The 14,432-nt window shown below is 47.6% G+C and carries 21 protein-coding genes; 13 read left to right on the forward strand and 8 right to left on the reverse strand.

All coding sequences use genetic code 11. The features are described 5' to 3' along the window. Positions 1–244: 244 nt before the first annotated feature. Complete coding sequence (locus STH12_RS21540) at positions 245–1,018, reverse strand: S24 family peptidase (protein ID WP_237158753.1); 774 nt, start codon at positions 1,016–1,018, stop codon at positions 245–247. Positions 1,019–1,148: 130 nt separating this feature from the next. Between STH12_RS21540 and STH12_RS04865 the strand changes: the two genes are divergently transcribed. Both STH12_RS04865 and STH12_RS04870 read left to right on the forward strand, forming a co-directional pair. After that, a complete protein-coding gene (locus STH12_RS04865) occupies positions 1,149–1,406 on the forward strand; it encodes a helix-turn-helix domain-containing protein (RefSeq protein ID WP_218567773.1) in 258 nt (85 codons plus the stop codon). An 11-nt stretch (positions 1,407–1,417) separates the two neighbouring features. Beyond that, positions 1,418–3,073, forward strand: a complete 1,656-nt coding sequence (locus tag STH12_RS04870) for a transposase domain-containing protein (protein ID WP_218567774.1) — start codon at positions 1,418–1,420, stop codon at positions 3,071–3,073. 232 nt (positions 3,074–3,305) lie between these two features. On the opposite strand, the gene STH12_RS04875 is transcribed toward STH12_RS04870, so the two are convergent. The 7 genes from STH12_RS04875 to STH12_RS04905 form a co-directional block, all read right to left on the reverse strand. Beyond that, positions 3,306–5,057 carry a phage tail tape measure protein gene (locus STH12_RS04875; RefSeq protein WP_126166513.1) on the reverse strand — a complete coding sequence of 584 codons (1,752 nt, stop codon included), beginning with the start codon at positions 5,055–5,057 and terminating at the stop codon, positions 3,306–3,308. Between the two features lie 49 nt (positions 5,058–5,106). Further along, positions 5,107–6,009, reverse strand: a complete 903-nt coding sequence (locus tag STH12_RS04880) for a Mu-like prophage major head subunit gpT family protein (RefSeq protein WP_126166514.1) — start codon at positions 6,007–6,009, stop codon at positions 5,107–5,109. Between the two features lie 2 nt (positions 6,010–6,011). Next, positions 6,012–6,827: a phage protease gene (locus tag STH12_RS04885; protein ID WP_126166515.1), complete on the reverse strand. Its 816-nt coding sequence runs from the start codon at positions 6,825–6,827 to the stop codon at positions 6,012–6,014. Between the two features lie 111 nt (positions 6,828–6,938). Next, positions 6,939–7,310, reverse strand: coding sequence for a hypothetical protein (locus STH12_RS04890; RefSeq protein WP_126166516.1), 372 nt, complete (start codon positions 7,308–7,310; stop codon positions 6,939–6,941). Beyond that, the gene (locus STH12_RS04895) at positions 7,311–7,694 is read right to left on the reverse strand and encodes a Mor transcription activator family protein (protein WP_126166517.1); all 384 of its coding nucleotides are present in this window, start codon (positions 7,692–7,694) and stop codon (positions 7,311–7,313) included. It abuts the gene before it with no gap. Positions 7,695–7,706: 12 nt separating this feature from the next. Further along, positions 7,707–8,165, reverse strand: a complete 459-nt coding sequence (locus tag STH12_RS04900) for a hypothetical protein (RefSeq protein ID WP_126166518.1) — start codon at positions 8,163–8,165, stop codon at positions 7,707–7,709. A 144-nt stretch (positions 8,166–8,309) separates the two neighbouring features. After that, complete coding sequence (locus STH12_RS04905; protein ID WP_126166519.1) at positions 8,310–8,636, reverse strand: hypothetical protein; 327 nt, start codon at positions 8,634–8,636, stop codon at positions 8,310–8,312. A gap of 1,506 nt (positions 8,637–10,142) precedes the next feature. On the opposite strand from STH12_RS04905, the gene STH12_RS04910 reads away from it, so the two are divergent. From STH12_RS04910 to STH12_RS04955, 11 genes are read left to right on the forward strand one after another with little or no spacing between them, the layout of a single operon-like run. Then, positions 10,143–10,511 carry a hypothetical protein gene (locus tag STH12_RS04910; RefSeq protein ID WP_218567775.1) on the forward strand — a complete coding sequence of 123 codons (369 nt, stop codon included), beginning with the start codon at positions 10,143–10,145 and terminating at the stop codon, positions 10,509–10,511. 34 nt (positions 10,512–10,545) lie between these two features. Beyond that, a complete protein-coding gene (locus tag STH12_RS04915) occupies positions 10,546–11,490 on the forward strand; it encodes an AAA family ATPase (protein ID WP_126166520.1) in 945 nt (314 codons plus the stop codon). Between the two features lie 19 nt (positions 11,491–11,509). Further along, positions 11,510–11,668 carry a hypothetical protein gene (locus STH12_RS21425; protein ID WP_164551146.1) on the forward strand — a complete coding sequence of 53 codons (159 nt, stop codon included), beginning with the start codon at positions 11,510–11,512 and terminating at the stop codon, positions 11,666–11,668. A 4-nt stretch (positions 11,669–11,672) separates the two neighbouring features. Then, a complete protein-coding gene (locus STH12_RS04920) occupies positions 11,673–11,894 on the forward strand; it encodes a hypothetical protein (RefSeq protein WP_126166521.1) in 222 nt (73 codons plus the stop codon). Between the two features lies 1 nt (position 11,895). Then, complete coding sequence (locus STH12_RS04925) at positions 11,896–12,216, forward strand: hypothetical protein (protein WP_126166522.1); 321 nt, start codon at positions 11,896–11,898, stop codon at positions 12,214–12,216. Between the two features lie 11 nt (positions 12,217–12,227). After that, a complete protein-coding gene (locus STH12_RS04930; RefSeq protein WP_126166523.1) occupies positions 12,228–12,425 on the forward strand; it encodes a hypothetical protein in 198 nt (65 codons plus the stop codon). A 15-nt stretch (positions 12,426–12,440) separates the two neighbouring features. Continuing rightward, positions 12,441–13,061: a DUF3164 family protein gene (locus STH12_RS04935; RefSeq protein WP_126166524.1), complete on the forward strand. Its 621-nt coding sequence runs from the start codon at positions 12,441–12,443 to the stop codon at positions 13,059–13,061. Between the two features lie 12 nt (positions 13,062–13,073). Beyond that, positions 13,074–13,346, forward strand: coding sequence for a hypothetical protein (locus tag STH12_RS04940; protein WP_126166525.1), 273 nt, complete (start codon positions 13,074–13,076; stop codon positions 13,344–13,346). Continuing rightward, complete coding sequence (locus STH12_RS04945) at positions 13,339–13,602, forward strand: hypothetical protein (RefSeq protein WP_126166526.1); 264 nt, start codon at positions 13,339–13,341, stop codon at positions 13,600–13,602. The genes STH12_RS04940 and STH12_RS04945 overlap by 8 nt, the downstream gene beginning before the upstream one ends. After that, a complete protein-coding gene (locus tag STH12_RS04950; protein WP_126166527.1) occupies positions 13,565–13,762 on the forward strand; it encodes a hypothetical protein in 198 nt (65 codons plus the stop codon). The genes STH12_RS04945 and STH12_RS04950 overlap by 38 nt, the downstream gene beginning before the upstream one ends. Then, positions 13,752–14,423: a DUF2786 domain-containing protein gene (locus STH12_RS04955; RefSeq protein ID WP_126166528.1), complete on the forward strand. Its 672-nt coding sequence runs from the start codon at positions 13,752–13,754 to the stop codon at positions 14,421–14,423. The genes STH12_RS04950 and STH12_RS04955 overlap by 11 nt, the downstream gene beginning before the upstream one ends. The last annotated feature ends 9 nt before the right edge of the window (positions 14,424–14,432 follow it).

The raw sequence follows: 14,432 nt of genomic DNA on the forward strand, positions 1-14,432 counted from the left end.
CAATGAACGTGGATCCGGGATCAGGCGGGAGGTCGCTGGATCAAATGGGATCTGGATCCGGTTGAAAGTCAGGTGTGGCGAGGGGCTTCGAGGTTTTGATAACTCGGGCCCCTTCGTCATTTTGGCCGCTTGGCAATTTTCTTTAAAATGAGCAATCCTCTCTGATGTTGCTGATTTGGTCTAGTAAAGTGAGCACTGGGCAAAGCCAATGAAAGCCGCTTTAAAAACTCTTTAAACCTTTAAATCAGTCGCCGATGTCTTTGGCGATGTGTACCACCTGGCCGACGACCTCAAACTGATGCTGATCCTGCTTGGCAATATCGAGCGGGCTGTAAAACGCATTGTCGCTTATCAGGCGCCAGGTACCGAGCATGCTTTGGTACCGCTTCACAAATAGCTCGTCACCGTTCCTAAAAATATAGATGTGGCCGTCGGCCGGTTTGTTGCGGCCAAGGTGCACTACCAGGGTGTCGTTGTTGTTGATGGTGGGCTCCATGCTGTCGCCTTTGGCCCAGACCACCGCCAAGTCTTTTTCGTTGAAACCACGGTAGGTCAACCATTTGCGCCTGAACGCCAGATGCCGCACCGGCTCCAGCTGGTCGGGGTTCAACGAGCCATTCCCAGCCGACACCTGGATCCGATAGCCGGGTATCAATGCAAACTCATCCATGAAATCCGGTACCAATGGCAACGCCTTATACGCTGCTGGCGCTTCCCCAACGGCGTCCAGATCATCACCCAGCAAGCTTCTTTGCGTATCAGCAGGAAACAAACTGACGTGATATTCCATCGCCTTGGTGCCTTTACGCTTTCGTGCCAGATGCTCCTTACCTGCCGCCAATTCTTTTAATTGGTCTCTCGTCCACCTATCGGATGTTGGAAAGCTTCCATGTCCAGCCACTTCGGATGCAATGAACCACTGCATCCGTTTCCCAGTGGAGGCAACGGATCTATCGTCCGTTTCGACGCGACCTGCATCCGTTTCTTTTATGTCGTTGTTACTCAATGGTTTTTTCATTATTTAAATCATCCTTTAAAAACAAACAAACGGACGCAATGGAAAATTAATCATCCGTTGCTATTGACCGTTAATTCCGTTTGATCAATTATTCGCTTACTAAGTTACGCAACAAACAGGAGTAACCAAGGTGAATAACGAATCAGTCTCTCAAAAAGGTGACCAAATGGGAAGTGATTGGCACCGAGCGGACATCGTTGCCGGCTTAAAGAAGCGCGGATTGTCCGTTCGTCAGTTATCAAGGGACGCAGGACTCGGCGAAAACACCCTGGCAAATGCACTGCGTTCTCCCTGGCCGAAGGGCGAACGGATCATTGCAGAGGCATTGGGGCTGGAACCCGCCGACATTTGGCCAAGCCGCTACCGTTCGCTGCGAGCTGCAAGCTAAGGAGTTTCACTATGTGGCTATTAGCAAGCGAACTCGCAGGCGTTGTGGGATTGCCAGGCTCCGACAGAAATGTGCGGGAGCAATTAAAGCGGCTGGCTGATTCAAAGCCTGAGTTAGCCAGAAAGAGACAAGGGACGAAAGGGACTGAATACCACATCAGCCTGCTGCCACCCGCAACCCAAACCGCCCTTTACAAACGCGAAGGCAAAATCAAGGTTGGCGAACAGGTGTTGGCACTGCCAAAGCAAAAGCCACAGCAGCAAGGCTATTGCCCTGAGGCGTTGTGGGCGCGTTGGAACAAAGCTGGGAATGCTGCCCAGGGCAAAGCCCAGCAGGCACTGATGGCGGTTAAAGCCGTGTTTGCCCTGCGCCAAAATGGCATCGCGCTGATGGATGCCTATGAGTCAGTGGGCGAGGAATACGGCATTGCCGTCAGCACCCTGCGGCGCCAGTGCGCCAAGGTTAAAGGCATCAATGAAACCGATTGGGCTCCGGCTTTGTTGCCGCGCCATTTTGAAGTAGCCGACGCCAAGAAGAAGAACCAATTCGCCCCTATCACCCCAGCCGCGTGGGAGTTCTTCAAGGCCGATTATTTACGGCTGGAACAGCCCAACATGACGGCCTGTTATGAGCGCCTGAAAGATGCCGCCAAACACAACGGTTGGGATATACCGAGCCTTAAAAGCCTGAGCCGCCGACTGGAGCACGAAGTGCCCAAGCAGCAGCGGATTATGCTGCGCGAAGGCGAGCATGCCCTGCACCAGTTGTATCCACCGCAGGAACGCACGGTTGAAGGCCTGCATGCGCTGGAGTGGATTAACGGCGACGGCTTTCAACATAACGTGTTTGTGCGTTGGTTTAATGGCGAGATCCTGCGCCCCAAGACCTGGTTCTGGCAGGACATTTACAGCCGAAAAATTGTGGGCTGGCGCTGCGATATCAGCGAAAACACCGACAGCATTCGCTTGTCACTGATGGATGTGTGTGCCAAGTACGGCATTCCGAAAGAAATCACCATCGATAACACCCGCGCCGCCGCCAACAAATGGATGACTGGCGGGGTGCCAAACCGCTATCGCTTCAAAGTAAAAGAAGACGACCCGCTGGGCATCATCCCCATGATGAACATCAAGCTGCATTGGTCGAGCGTGATCCTCGGCAAGGGACATGGTCAGGCCAAGCCGATTGAACGCGCCTTTGGCGTGGGCGGGCTTGAAGAGTACATCGATAAGCACCCGCTGTGCGCCGGCGCTTACACCGGCCCCAACCCCATGGCCAAGCCAGACAACTATGGCAGCAAAGCCATTGATGCCGCCGATTTCTTAAATGCCATCGCCAAGGGCGTTGAAATGTTCAATGCCAAGGCCAACCGCAACACCGAAATCTGCAAGGGCTTTATGTCGTTCAACCAAGCCTTTGACGCCAGCTACCAGAACGCCGCTATTCGCAAAGCTACCCCCGCCCAGCTGCAGCTGATGATGCTGCAGGCCGAAGCGGTGCAGGTATCGAAGCACGGCACCCTGGTACTGGAATCGGGTGGCAGTTTGCAAGGGCGCAAAAACCGTTATTTCAACGAGCAGCTGATGAACTACGTAGGCCAAAAGCTGGTTGCCCGTTTCGACCCACAGGCGCTGCATGAGTCGGTTGTAGAGCGCCGCCGAAATTGAGCAAAAAAGTCTATAAAAATGAGCAGAGAAAAAAGGTCTTGAACTCTCGTATTTTCAGGGCTTTCCGGTTCATTAAATTACGAAAAGCGTTTCTTTTTGCGATGTGGGAAAGACGGTGACAATTAATTAAAAATTCATATTTGACAACATAATGCAAGAAAAGGAACTGAATTACCAACAAAGGAAACTTAGTTCCCTTTGTTGGTGCGAGAAAGGGAACTAAGTTTCCTTTCTAATTTAAGCCGGTATCAGGATCTACAGTTATGCCGGGAGGCACATTTTTTGTTGTGACCTTTATTCGGTCATCAGATACTGCAATATCCAACGCAAGGCGGCTCTGAATGCCATTCACCATGCTGGCAATGTCACTGTTACCGGCTGGGCGGGTAACGTCGGTTGGAGAGAACCAGCGCTTGATGTCATCAAACACATCCAATAGCCCTGGGGCAACGGGTAGCCCATGCATGGCAGCCGGATCAACAGTCGACTTACGGCGAAGATCGAAAGGCAGCCAATCATCAGGATTCTGATAAACCATATTTGCGGCGTATCCTACTGTTCCCAAGTTGGCCATAAAGCCGAACAGCTTGGATGGTTGCCCACCACCCTTTGGGGTTTTACGATCACCACCCACATCAGGAAAACCGTTACCCATGCCACCCTGACCCATGTTGACCACGTACACAGGCATCACGCCCATATCAGCAACGCCACCACCGCCCGCGCCGACCGCGCCTCTACCACCAAATAAGATTTTCAGGTCACTGGCTACTTCCAAACCTTTCTTGGCGGCAATTAAACCGCCAACCACCCATAGCGCGGTTTCACCCCACTTGAGCCAGTTATCAATCGTTTTCTGGTCTACTCCATTAATGGCATCAGCAATATCTTGAATGGGTTGGGCAAGTCTACTTTCTGCAAACTTATTGAATTGGTTATTAAGTGAAGTAATTGCACCGTTAAAGGTGGCGGCATTTTTAGCAGCAGCTTCTTGAGTTGCTCCAAAGTCGTCAGTTTGCTTTGTCATTTCTTTAGCAAGATTTTTATATTCTTCACCAAATAATGACTTTAAACCTTGGACTGAAACCTGATCTGAAAAAACCTGTTTTAATTTAGATGAGCTATCACCAGCAGCCTTTACAATATCAAGTAACAACTCAACCGGAGCCCGCAATTCTTGCGTACCAGCTTTAAACACTTGTATTCCCTGCTGCTCTAAAAACTTAACTTTCTCTGGATCGTCGAATACAGCAAAAACACCTTCAATTGAGGTTAATGCCTCACTGGCGCTACCTCGCGTTTTTGCAAACATTTGAACTAAGGCTCCCATTTGCCTAATAGCGTCAGGGCCTTTACCACCATAAATAGTAAACAACTGTTCTGAAATAGAGGCCAAATCTTTTACGTTGACACTGCCAACAGCAAATTGACTATATAGGTCATCAATGCTTTTCATCACCGCTTCTGCATCAGTGACGCCTTTAGCTCTGAATTGTGCAAATAAACGCGCAGTTGAAGCAGCATCAGCGCCAAACGCTTGCATGAAAAAACCCATGTTTTCCAAGTTTTCTTGTACAAACTTAAAGTCACCAGTTTTTTCTAATAGTACGTCAACACCAGTGGCCAGCTGCGAGGCATCCAGTCGAACATCACTCTGAACTGAAAGATTACGAATTGATTGCGATAATGCCGCGATATCATCATCGGCAATTTTTGCATTCGTCCCAATACGAGTCATTTGCGCTTCAAAATTAGCGATACCACGAATTGTAGCGCCGCTGACCAGTCCAGCAGCCAAGCCAACATAGCGATTTCCCAGGGTATCGATGCCACGTCCAGCCGCTTCTGTGGTGCTGCGCAGCAGCGTCATGGCTTTTTCATTGCGCTTGGCAAAATCACTCATAGAGTTGCCATATTGACGAGCCTTAGCAGCGAGGTTACCAGCTAAATTGACGACAATCTCTGTTTCTAATTTCTTACTCATAGCCACCTCAAACGATAAGGCTAGCAAGAGCTAGCCTTGTCGTTGGTGTTTAAAGGTCTTGGGATACCAGGATGTCAACCGCCTTGAAATTAGTGTTGTCTTCGCCATTTTCAAGCGTTTTCCGTAACACTATTTTTTCGGCAGCAGCCCTGAGAGAGACAGGAACAACCAAGAGCGTTGGCTTTACCTTGAGCGACTTACCTTCACTGTTCTTTTGCTCCATCATCTTGGTAATCATGAGCTCAAAGTTGGCTTCTGTTAATGGAGCCTTAGACGCAAAGGCCATTTGCCAGAAGGTGAAGCCTGCGTTACCCCTTGCACGAGTTCCAAAGTAGTAATCATCGGTAGTGAATACATTGAAATCGCTCGATTCAGTTACAGACTGGAACTCAGGAGCTAAACGTTCCTGCCAAACCAAAGGCTTTAATGGTCTGCTGGTGTCCAAAAGATACCAGCCGGGTCCTGCGTCTGTATCAGGGTCACCGATAACGTTGGAGAACGTGTTTACTCCATCTTCTGATGGATGATCGGCATCGAAGAAAGGTTGGCCGTCATAGCACAACTCAGTGAACCCATCCTTTAACAATCCGAAGATATATTCGTCAGGATAGATTTTCGAATCATACCCCATTTCTTCGAATACAATTCCATAGCGGCCATAGTCATTATCTTCATAGTCAACCCGAGGGATCTTTACGGATGATTCAAACAGCTTGTTGACGATATTGTATCCATGTTTCTTAAGTTCTTTGAACTGTCTGGCACCAATCCACTCTTTTAAGCGAGGGAAGTCGCCAAGCCAACCATAACCAGTTGCACCGGCGGATGATGGCAATACTGTAGCCACTTGCGGGTAATCTGGCTTTGCTGATGACATACCACCATCAAAGCGGGCCGCAAAAGCAGTTGCTGACTCAATAACAACAGCGTTAATATCAATTGGAGCAGGCATAGTTAAACCTCTTTCTTCTTAATGTTTAAAAACCGTTCTGGTGAAACACCAACATTCCGACAAACAGCAACTTGAACGTCGTTCAATCCATCCTGAGCTTTATCTTTACTTCGATTAATAGAAACTTCCTTGTTCAAATATGAAAGTCCAGATGTATTCGAGGCAAACTCAGTAAAACTTTCTACGCCCTGGCTACGGCAGCAAGCAATGAGAAAGTCTCGTTGAGATGGAGCAAACACAGCATCACTAATAAAACCGTCAACGATCTGCTCTGCTTCTTTTTGCTTAACATCCAAGTCACGTGCATTGAGAGCGGAAAGCAATTCCTCATCGCTTGAAACTTCTTTACCCAATGCCTTTGAATATTTTGACCACTTTTCATCTTTTCTTGAATTCAAAGCCTGCATTACAAGGTTAGGCTTATTAGTCAATCCAACACTTGATAAAGCGATAATCTCATTGTCTGAGTTGTAATGAAAAGCCGGAGATAAGAAGCGGTATTCACGAGAACTTATTGAGTTGGACGCTTTCTTTGTCCAATCAACCTTGGCCCATATTTCACCGTTTCTTATTTCAAGTTGTTCAACCCAACCAGCAGCTGGCGCTTCTTCACCTTTCGGAGCTTTGATCTCTTGCCCGTGTTCATAGTCAATGACCATCGGAACCTTCATCTCATTAAATGCATGGATCACAGCTTTGGGATCACGCATTATCCAGCTTCGTCCATCCAAGCCTTTTATGTCTGGCCCACCAGGAAGAACCTGAACCCATTCCGGCGCTATTTCGCCGATTTCATTACAAAGAGCGACAACACCCATTAACCAACCCTCGAAACCATGTTTAAACCATGTTTAAATCGAACCATATTGATTTAAACTTTTTTTTCCGACACATCACACGCCAATACAAAGAAAATCCATTAGAATCGATTAGGCGAGCAATTCGCCTGACGCACAATTAAAGTACTCTTCTACAGCCATGCTTGCGCTCAGGATCACTTGCCAATCTTGAGCAGTCACTCCCAAACCGCATAAATCAGAAAATGAAAGGCTTACTACTTCCTCACCGAGCTTAGCGATAGATGCAGCTGTGTGCTCGTTAAGATATATCAACCCCTCTATAGATAAAGCATGTTTATCATTTACCACTTTAAAATTTTTGCTACTACTAATTGTCTTATATTGCGCGCTTGCAATATTCTGAATATTTTTTGACTCTGAAGGACTAAGATTTTTTATTGAAAAATTTTTGACTCTTACGCCATCAACTACAACGCCATCTATAAGGTCATATTCGAACATCTACTTAACCCCTTCCATTGCCTTTCTCGATTCCTTATCGGCTGCTCTGCACGCTTTTACTATTCTGAATATAGCTTGTGCTGACAAATCATACTTTTTAGAAAGCTCTGACACATTGTCACCTGTGAAATCAGCATAAACCAACCTAAAAACGATTAACTTCTTAAAGCTTTCCTCTTTGGGAAGATAAATCTGAGAGCCGCCAACAACTGAAATTAACAGACTAATGAATTTGAAAGACTCTTTCTCATCAAAACCAAGAGACTTAGCTCTGGTCATGAGCTCATCAAAAAACAGACTGTTTCCTCTATTCTGTTTTATGATGTTCAAACCTATTTCTATAGCCTTATTGTCTTTAGCTATATCATTCCAGTTTACAGACATTCTAAACACCCTTTATATGCGACATATTGACTTATTAAGAATGTCCATTTCTCTTTTTGCTTGATTTAAACTAAAACCATCGGCAAGCATGATTGATAGAATGTTGCTTTCGATCTCGTTTATAATCTCACAAATCCCTTCCTTTTCTTTACCTACTTTGGGAACCTTTAACTTGTTTCTTTTACATATCCTGTAAACATGAATTGAGCTGACCCCAAACCTGAAGGCCACATCACTTACGGCATCACCTCTCTTGATGCAATTAACTATGACACCTTCACCTATGAGGCTGCAAAGCTCTCTGAACTTCTTAAAGTAAACCTGATGGAACACTTTACCGTTTACAAGCGTAGCCATCGCTTCCACGTCAGAAATGATTGCCTTAAAAATCTCTTCGCTTTCTTTATCTCTTGGAGACAAGCCAAAAAACTCATCAACCAGAAATCCAATCAGCAATAGATTGTCACTCATTACGGTATGATCCACCAACGTCATGTAAATTTACAAACAATGTTAATTTACATGACGTGATTTATATAGTAATGCGGATTAATAAAAGACAACAAAAAGCCCCACATAGGGGGCTTAAATTTCGTCTAATTGAGGATGCTTTGCTTAACTTGGCAATCTACCATAAACCACATTATTCAGGAATCGATTTAATGATGTTCTTGAAACCTTAACTTTAACATCAAGCTTTCTTTTCTCTATTTCAAGATTAATATAATCAAGCATATCTTTCTGTGAGTACTTACCAGAAGAAACCATTACAGCAACTTTAGCCTTTATATCAGATGGCAATTTCTGAAAGTTATAAATTCGCTTGTTCTTTTTTGGTGCAGATGCATTCCGCAATATAGTAAGAACGTTTCTTGCACCAATAGTATGAACAAGGCTAGCCAACTCGTGGCTCTCTGCTGATGTCAATCGTTCATCATTCATTTTGACACCCTCTCAAGAACAGAGTTCTTTATCATCGATATCAACTCAGATGGAGTTACGTTCAAAGATTCTGATAATGTCAGAAAGTCAATTTGTTCTTTTAACGTGAGCGGACTATTTCCGGTAACGCCTCTGTCTTTTTTGCATTGCTTTGAGATTCGCTCAAACTGTGATGATATCAGGCTTGCCTTAATCGTCATTTCCATTACAACAGAATAGTCGCACTTGGTGTCGCCTTTAACCCAATGATTATACAGTTTGAAGAAGCCATTTAAGTTACCGGCTACGGTCTCAATTGATTTGTGTATGTCACTTCGAAAGTCAATGCTGGGTATGTAATCTTCTACAGCTGATGCGTCGCTATTGCAAGGGTGTAGAACCTGGATAACTTCATTATTGATGGACAGAGTGAGTGGTGATCTAGAGGTATGATCTTGACGTGAACTAGGCATGAGACGCCCTCCTTGTATGGCGTTTACTCACCAACAGGAGGTCTCAATCTCTCTGGTGGTGAACTGGACAAGGTTGAGACTACCGCTACAAGGCAACGGCCCAACCGAAGTTGGCCTCATCCAGTCCACCATAACGTAGAACTGCAAAGACAAAAAAACACGCTAAAGGCGTGTATTGTCAGCCTTGTGATATAACAGGGTCTCAATCCTGACGCTAGATTTTGCTAGCGCACTTATGATGATACACAAAGTTTGGCAAAGTTCAAGCTCGCCATGTCATCCCTTTCAAAAAATAGAAAAATAATCCAATAAATCAATTGCTAACATATTAATCATTTTGAGGTTGGATGTTTAATGACGTTTTCAAGTTTGAGAGAGAAAGTTTTAAGAAAATCCAAGTTTGAAGGTATTTTTCGAACAGTCGCAAAAATAAAAGCCGAAAAACAAATAAGAGATTGATATTAAATAAAATGTAGTTTAGTAAATTGATGATTTTCAAAAAGCGAGCTTCCTCATTCTCTGTCGTCTTAGGAAATGCGCCGACCAATTACGTCCGCACACATCCAATGCGTCCGTTGCGATCTTTTCCCTATCGCCTTGCGTTCTCAATTATTTCATTCACTATCAACCACTTAAAAGCAAAGGATCTGTCTTCATTAGAAAAGTACGATTCGTCCTTTTCCTGGAGGGGGCAAAAGATCTAAACTCACTTGCATGAAAAAATGTTAAATTTATAAATCCACAAATATCAAGCATTTAAACATTTTTAAATTTACAGTGTTTAATTATTTTATTGCTCAATTTAGTAGTCCAAATCATCCGTTTTTGAGCCTTTTTGCGATTCATTGCTCATTTTAATAAAATCTAATGTACGCCACTGTTATCGAGAAATGCCAATCAATCCCAACATCTCGGCAAACCTATCAAACCCGCTACCAGCGCACCCTACAGCCAATCACAGCCCTCAAAAAATCCCAGCTACTCCCAAGAAATCCCAGCTACTTCCAGGTCTCTACAAATTGTTCATTTAACTAGTCCCTACACATCGGTAGAAGTGTATGCCCTCAACGGGGTGCACATTTGCACCGCTGAGTGCCTTGAAAAAGTGGCCTTTGGCGATACCCAGGCTGCCCGCGAACACAAGCGCAAGCGCACTCAGGTTACCAAGGCCAACAAGCAGGCCGCCGAAGCGCAGGTGAGCGTGGATTCACTGGAGCTGGCCGCCATGATGGCGCCGGTTGCCGAAGAGGTTATTCCCGAAACCAAGGTAGTCACCATGATGCGCCCCGCTGCCATTGGCAACACCGCTGCAGCGGTGGCCTTTGAAGAAGAAAGCGACATCGACCACAAGGCCAAATGCGAAACCAACTTCAGTGAAAGCGTGGCGTACCTGCGCGAACTGAAACAAAAAAACCGCCTTTAACCCCAATTTAAACCACTGATAACGAGGATTGACGATGGAAAACGTAGTGACTCTGCAAAAGGCAGAAGCCAGCCAAACCGATGTACTGATGCGCGTGAGCAGCCTGATTGAATCCAAGCGGGTGAGCGCGGCACAAATCGCCCAGGAAATCAGCGTATCGCCTTCCACCCTGAGCCAGATTTTAAACGGCCAGTACAAGGCCAACCCGGCCAAGATAGTCGAGAAACTGGGCAACTGGCTGAGGCTGCGCGACCAGCGCGACGCCAACCCAAGCATTGACCCCGGCTTTGTGATGACTCAAACCGCCAAGCAGATTATGGACGACCTCAGCTACGCGCAAATCACTGAGTCGATTGTGGTGCTGTATGGCGCCTCAGGTGTGGGCAAAAGCAAAACCCTGGACGAATACCAGCGCTGCAATAACAACGTGTGGAAGGTTACCGCCAGCCCAAGCCGTTCAACCCTTACCGAATGCCTGTACGAAATTGCCATGGAACTGGGCATGGACCAGGCACCGCGCACCAAGGGCCCACTGTCGCGCGTTATCCGCCAGCGCCTGAAAGGCAGTGAAGGGCTGGTGATTGTGGATGAAGCCGACCACCTGGATTACCCCACGCTGGAAGAGCTGCGCATTTTGCAGGAAGAAACCGGCATTGGCATGGCGCTTGTTGGCAACAACAAGGTGTACACCCAACTGACCGGTGGCCGCCGCAACGAAGACTTTGCCCGCCTGTTCAGCCGCATCGCCAAAAAGCGCGGTATCCACAAAACCAAGCTGGCCGACGTAAAGGCCATTGCCGGTGCCTGGCGTATCACTGGGCAGGATGAAGTTGGGCTGATGATCCAAATCAGCGAGCGCCCAGGTGGCCTTAGGCTGCTGAGTAAAACCCTCAAGCTGGCGGCCATGTTTGCCAAGGGCGGCGCCATTACCAAAGCCATGCTGCGCACCGCGTTTGCTGAGCTGGAAACCAATGAGTGAGGTGGGTATGGAAACGTTTATGGCTATTTACCTGTACCTGCTGGCCTTCTCGGTCAGCCTGTATCTGGGCCGCTTTGCCAGCCGCTTCATCGTCAACAAATGGCTGGTTGGCTGGAAGGTGATCGTCATCAAACCCAGCGGCGACAGCCGGGTGTGGTACTTCGACAAAAAGGACTAAGGCAATGGAAGGCAATGCAATTTATCAGCAAGAAACCGTAGCAGTAACGCTGTGCGATGGCAGCCGCCATCAGGCACAGCGGGTTATTCAAAACCGCCATGGGCAGCACTACCAATTCAAGCGCCCGGTAATGCGCCGCTATCAGGACCTGTGTTTGGACAACCTTGCCGCTGATGAAGTGGCACTGGCCCCAGGGCTGATTTACCAACTGATGAGTGAGGTGTGACATGAAAACCAAACTGGAAAAGCAAGCGATATCGCTCACCGCCGTAGGCCGGTTATCCATGGCCGGTTGCATTGTGCTTGAGATAAACAACGACCAGCCGCTGCCGGTTATCGATATTGAAAACCCCACCCGCAAACTGCGGCAGAAGGCGGCGCACATCACCCAGGTGCATCACGGCATTGAAGACAAGGTGTGTGTGGCTCGCTTCAATGGCTGCCTGGTGCGCTGGAAAGACGATGGCCTGCCCGCCACCGCCGAAATTTGCCAAACCCTTAACCCCTATTCACCCGAGTTAATCAGCGTGTGGCCACGCAACTTTTAATGGAGATAAGCATGTCAAAACAGCATGAATCGTCCGTGACCCTCACTCTGCGACAACTGGAAAACGGGTTGGTCGAAATCGCCTGCGAAGTAAACGAAGGCGGTTCTGGTTTTCTGAATAAGGCCGCCCACCATGTGGGTGAAAACTTACCGGTACACGTTAGTAACACATTGATTGACTTCGTTAGAAAGAATCAAAAACAGCATTAAGAAAGGAGTAAAACCATGACCACAACCACTAACACCATCCCCGCCGGTTTTCGCAAAAACGCCCAGGGGCATCTGGTACCTGAAAGCCAAATCAAAGAAATAGACAAGCTGCGCGATGAGGTGGTGATGTCCATCGTGATGTTTGCCCAGGAGCTGCAAGCCAAGATGAGCCTGTACAAAGGCACCTCCATGGCGCAGGTGGCCGACTTTGTGGACATATCAGCCGCCGAGCACGATGTGAAGTACGGCGGCGCCAAAGGCAACGTCACCCTGATTTCGTTTGATGGCAAATACAAGGTGCAACGCTCCATTGGTGAACACCGCATTTTTGATGAACGGATACAGGCCGCCAAAGCCAAGATTGATGAATGCATCAAGCGCTGGTCGGTGGGGTCGAACGACCACATCAAAGCCCTGGTTAACTCGGCATTCCGGGTCGATAAGCAAGGCAACATCGACGTAAACCAGGTGCTGAGCCTGCGCCAACTGAATATTGCGGATCCTGACTGGCGCCAAGCCATGGACGCCATTGGCGATTCCATCAAGGTCACAGGTACCACGCCTTACCTGCGGGTGTACGAACGCCAGGAAGACGGCGGCTACAAACAGGTATCACTCGATATCGCCAAGCTGTAGCAGGGGCTGCCCATGCTACTGCTGTTTACCCGATGCGGCGAAGTGAAGGTGACTCGCCACGCAGTAGACAGATGGCGGCAGCGCACCGGACGCACCCTGCCGCAATTGGTTGAGGCGCTGGCCACGGACAGCCGCCCCACCAAGCAGCAACTGCGACGGATTAAGAAGCGCTCTGGCTGGCGGCCAAAACGGATATTGGAATGTGAGCATGCCTACTTTCTTATCCAAAACCGCAATGTCGTGACTGTGTACAACAAGCAACCCAGGGAGCAATACGATGCCTGAAGCAACATCAAACCAATTTAAGCGGGTATTTATTTCGAGCCGCAGCCGCTCGGAAATAGACGCTGAAATCAGCATGGCAGAACGCCTGATTGAACTGGAAGGCACTGCCTTCCCCGACTGCACCTTTGAAGATGGCTATATCGCCGCCCTCAACTATGTGCTTGGCAAGCAGGATTCCAATGTGCGCGAAGAGTTTGACCAGGTGATGGATGAACGACATGAAGACCATATCAGGGCTGAAGCTCAAACGGCATAGGGAGCTGATTGGCTACATCATGCAGCACAACCGCTGCGACCAGCAGTGTGCTGAAACCTGGGCTGATAAAAACCTGCCGAACTGGCGGAGTGCCAAGGCTCCCAAGGCCAAGGTGCGATACGTGAAGATTAACGAGAAGGAATGGGACGATGAGTCATAAGGTTTTGGAAAAGATTAAAAAGTTATTGAGGCTGGCTAAATCCAGCAATCAGCACGAAGCCGCGTTGGCCCTATCACGGGCACAAAAGCTGATGCAGGAGCATGGCATAGGCAGTGATGATCCTGAATTGGCTGGCGTTACCGATGCAACGATAGAGGCCTTATTCAAGGCGAAAACCCCAACCCAATACCTGTTAATACTCGCTCATTCAATCGGTAAGGCATTCGGCTGTGAATACTACTTTCAACCCACGTTAAAGAACATGCGAATTGTGTTTTACGGCCATAACGAACGCCCTGAAATTGCCGGTTATGTTTTCAGTGTTTTGGAACGGCAGTTAACCAAAGCCAGAAAAGAGTATCTGGATACCCTCAGTTCGAGAATGAAAAAGCCAAATAAAACCAAAAGAGCAGATCAGTTTTGCGAAGGTTGGTGCATGGGCGTTCACAGCAAAATCCAACGGTTTGCACTTTCAGAAAAAGAGCGTGATGAGCTGCTGAGCTACAAAGGAAAAATCAACCTGAGCAATGGCAATGCCAGAGAGGCAAAAGGGGCCGGACGGCTGGCTAATGAAGCCAAGTATCAAGGCTTTCGCTCAGCAAAAGACGTGACATTGAACCATGGCGTAAACGGGGAACAGCTGCGCCGAATTGCTTCTTAACCAGCTAAA

The sequence above is a fragment of the Shewanella khirikhana genome, from assembly GCF_003957745.1.
GTDB lineage: Bacteria > Pseudomonadota > Gammaproteobacteria > Enterobacterales > Shewanellaceae > Shewanella > Shewanella khirikhana.

Coding starts and splice junctions, on each gene's coding strand:
- STH12_RS21540 (WP_237158753.1), bottom strand. CDS start 1,018: ATGAAAAAACCATTGAGTAACAACGACATAAAAGAAACGGATGCAGGT.
- STH12_RS04870 (WP_218567774.1), top strand. CDS start 1,418: ATGTGGCTATTAGCAAGCGAACTCGCAGGCGTTGTGGGATTGCCAGGC.
- STH12_RS04875 (WP_126166513.1), bottom strand. CDS start 5,057: ATGAGTAAGAAATTAGAAACAGAGATTGTCGTCAATTTAGCTGGTAAC.
- STH12_RS04880 (WP_126166514.1), bottom strand. CDS start 6,009: ATGCCTGCTCCAATTGATATTAACGCTGTTGTTATTGAGTCAGCAACT.
- STH12_RS04885 (WP_126166515.1), bottom strand. CDS start 6,827: ATGGGTGTTGTCGCTCTTTGTAATGAAATCGGCGAAATAGCGCCGGAA.
- STH12_RS04890 (WP_126166516.1), bottom strand. CDS start 7,310: ATGTTCGAATATGACCTTATAGATGGCGTTGTAGTTGATGGCGTAAGA.
- STH12_RS04895 (WP_126166517.1), bottom strand. CDS start 7,694: ATGTCTGTAAACTGGAATGATATAGCTAAAGACAATAAGGCTATAGAA.
- STH12_RS04900 (WP_126166518.1), bottom strand. CDS start 8,165: ATGAGTGACAATCTATTGCTGATTGGATTTCTGGTTGATGAGTTTTTT.
- STH12_RS04905 (WP_126166519.1), bottom strand. CDS start 8,636: ATGAATGATGAACGATTGACATCAGCAGAGAGCCACGAGTTGGCTAGC.
- STH12_RS04915 (WP_126166520.1), top strand. CDS start 10,546: ATGGAAAACGTAGTGACTCTGCAAAAGGCAGAAGCCAGCCAAACCGAT.
- STH12_RS21425 (WP_164551146.1), top strand. CDS start 11,510: ATGGCTATTTACCTGTACCTGCTGGCCTTCTCGGTCAGCCTGTATCTG.
- STH12_RS04920 (WP_126166521.1), top strand. CDS start 11,673: ATGGAAGGCAATGCAATTTATCAGCAAGAAACCGTAGCAGTAACGCTG.
- STH12_RS04925 (WP_126166522.1), top strand. CDS start 11,896: ATGAAAACCAAACTGGAAAAGCAAGCGATATCGCTCACCGCCGTAGGC.
- STH12_RS04930 (WP_126166523.1), top strand. CDS start 12,228: ATGTCAAAACAGCATGAATCGTCCGTGACCCTCACTCTGCGACAACTG.
- STH12_RS04935 (WP_126166524.1), top strand. CDS start 12,441: ATGACCACAACCACTAACACCATCCCCGCCGGTTTTCGCAAAAACGCC.
- STH12_RS04940 (WP_126166525.1), top strand. CDS start 13,074: ATGCTACTGCTGTTTACCCGATGCGGCGAAGTGAAGGTGACTCGCCAC.
- STH12_RS04945 (WP_126166526.1), top strand. CDS start 13,339: ATGCCTGAAGCAACATCAAACCAATTTAAGCGGGTATTTATTTCGAGC.
- STH12_RS04950 (WP_126166527.1), top strand. CDS start 13,565: ATGAAGACCATATCAGGGCTGAAGCTCAAACGGCATAGGGAGCTGATT.
- STH12_RS04955 (WP_126166528.1), top strand. CDS start 13,752: ATGAGTCATAAGGTTTTGGAAAAGATTAAAAAGTTATTGAGGCTGGCT.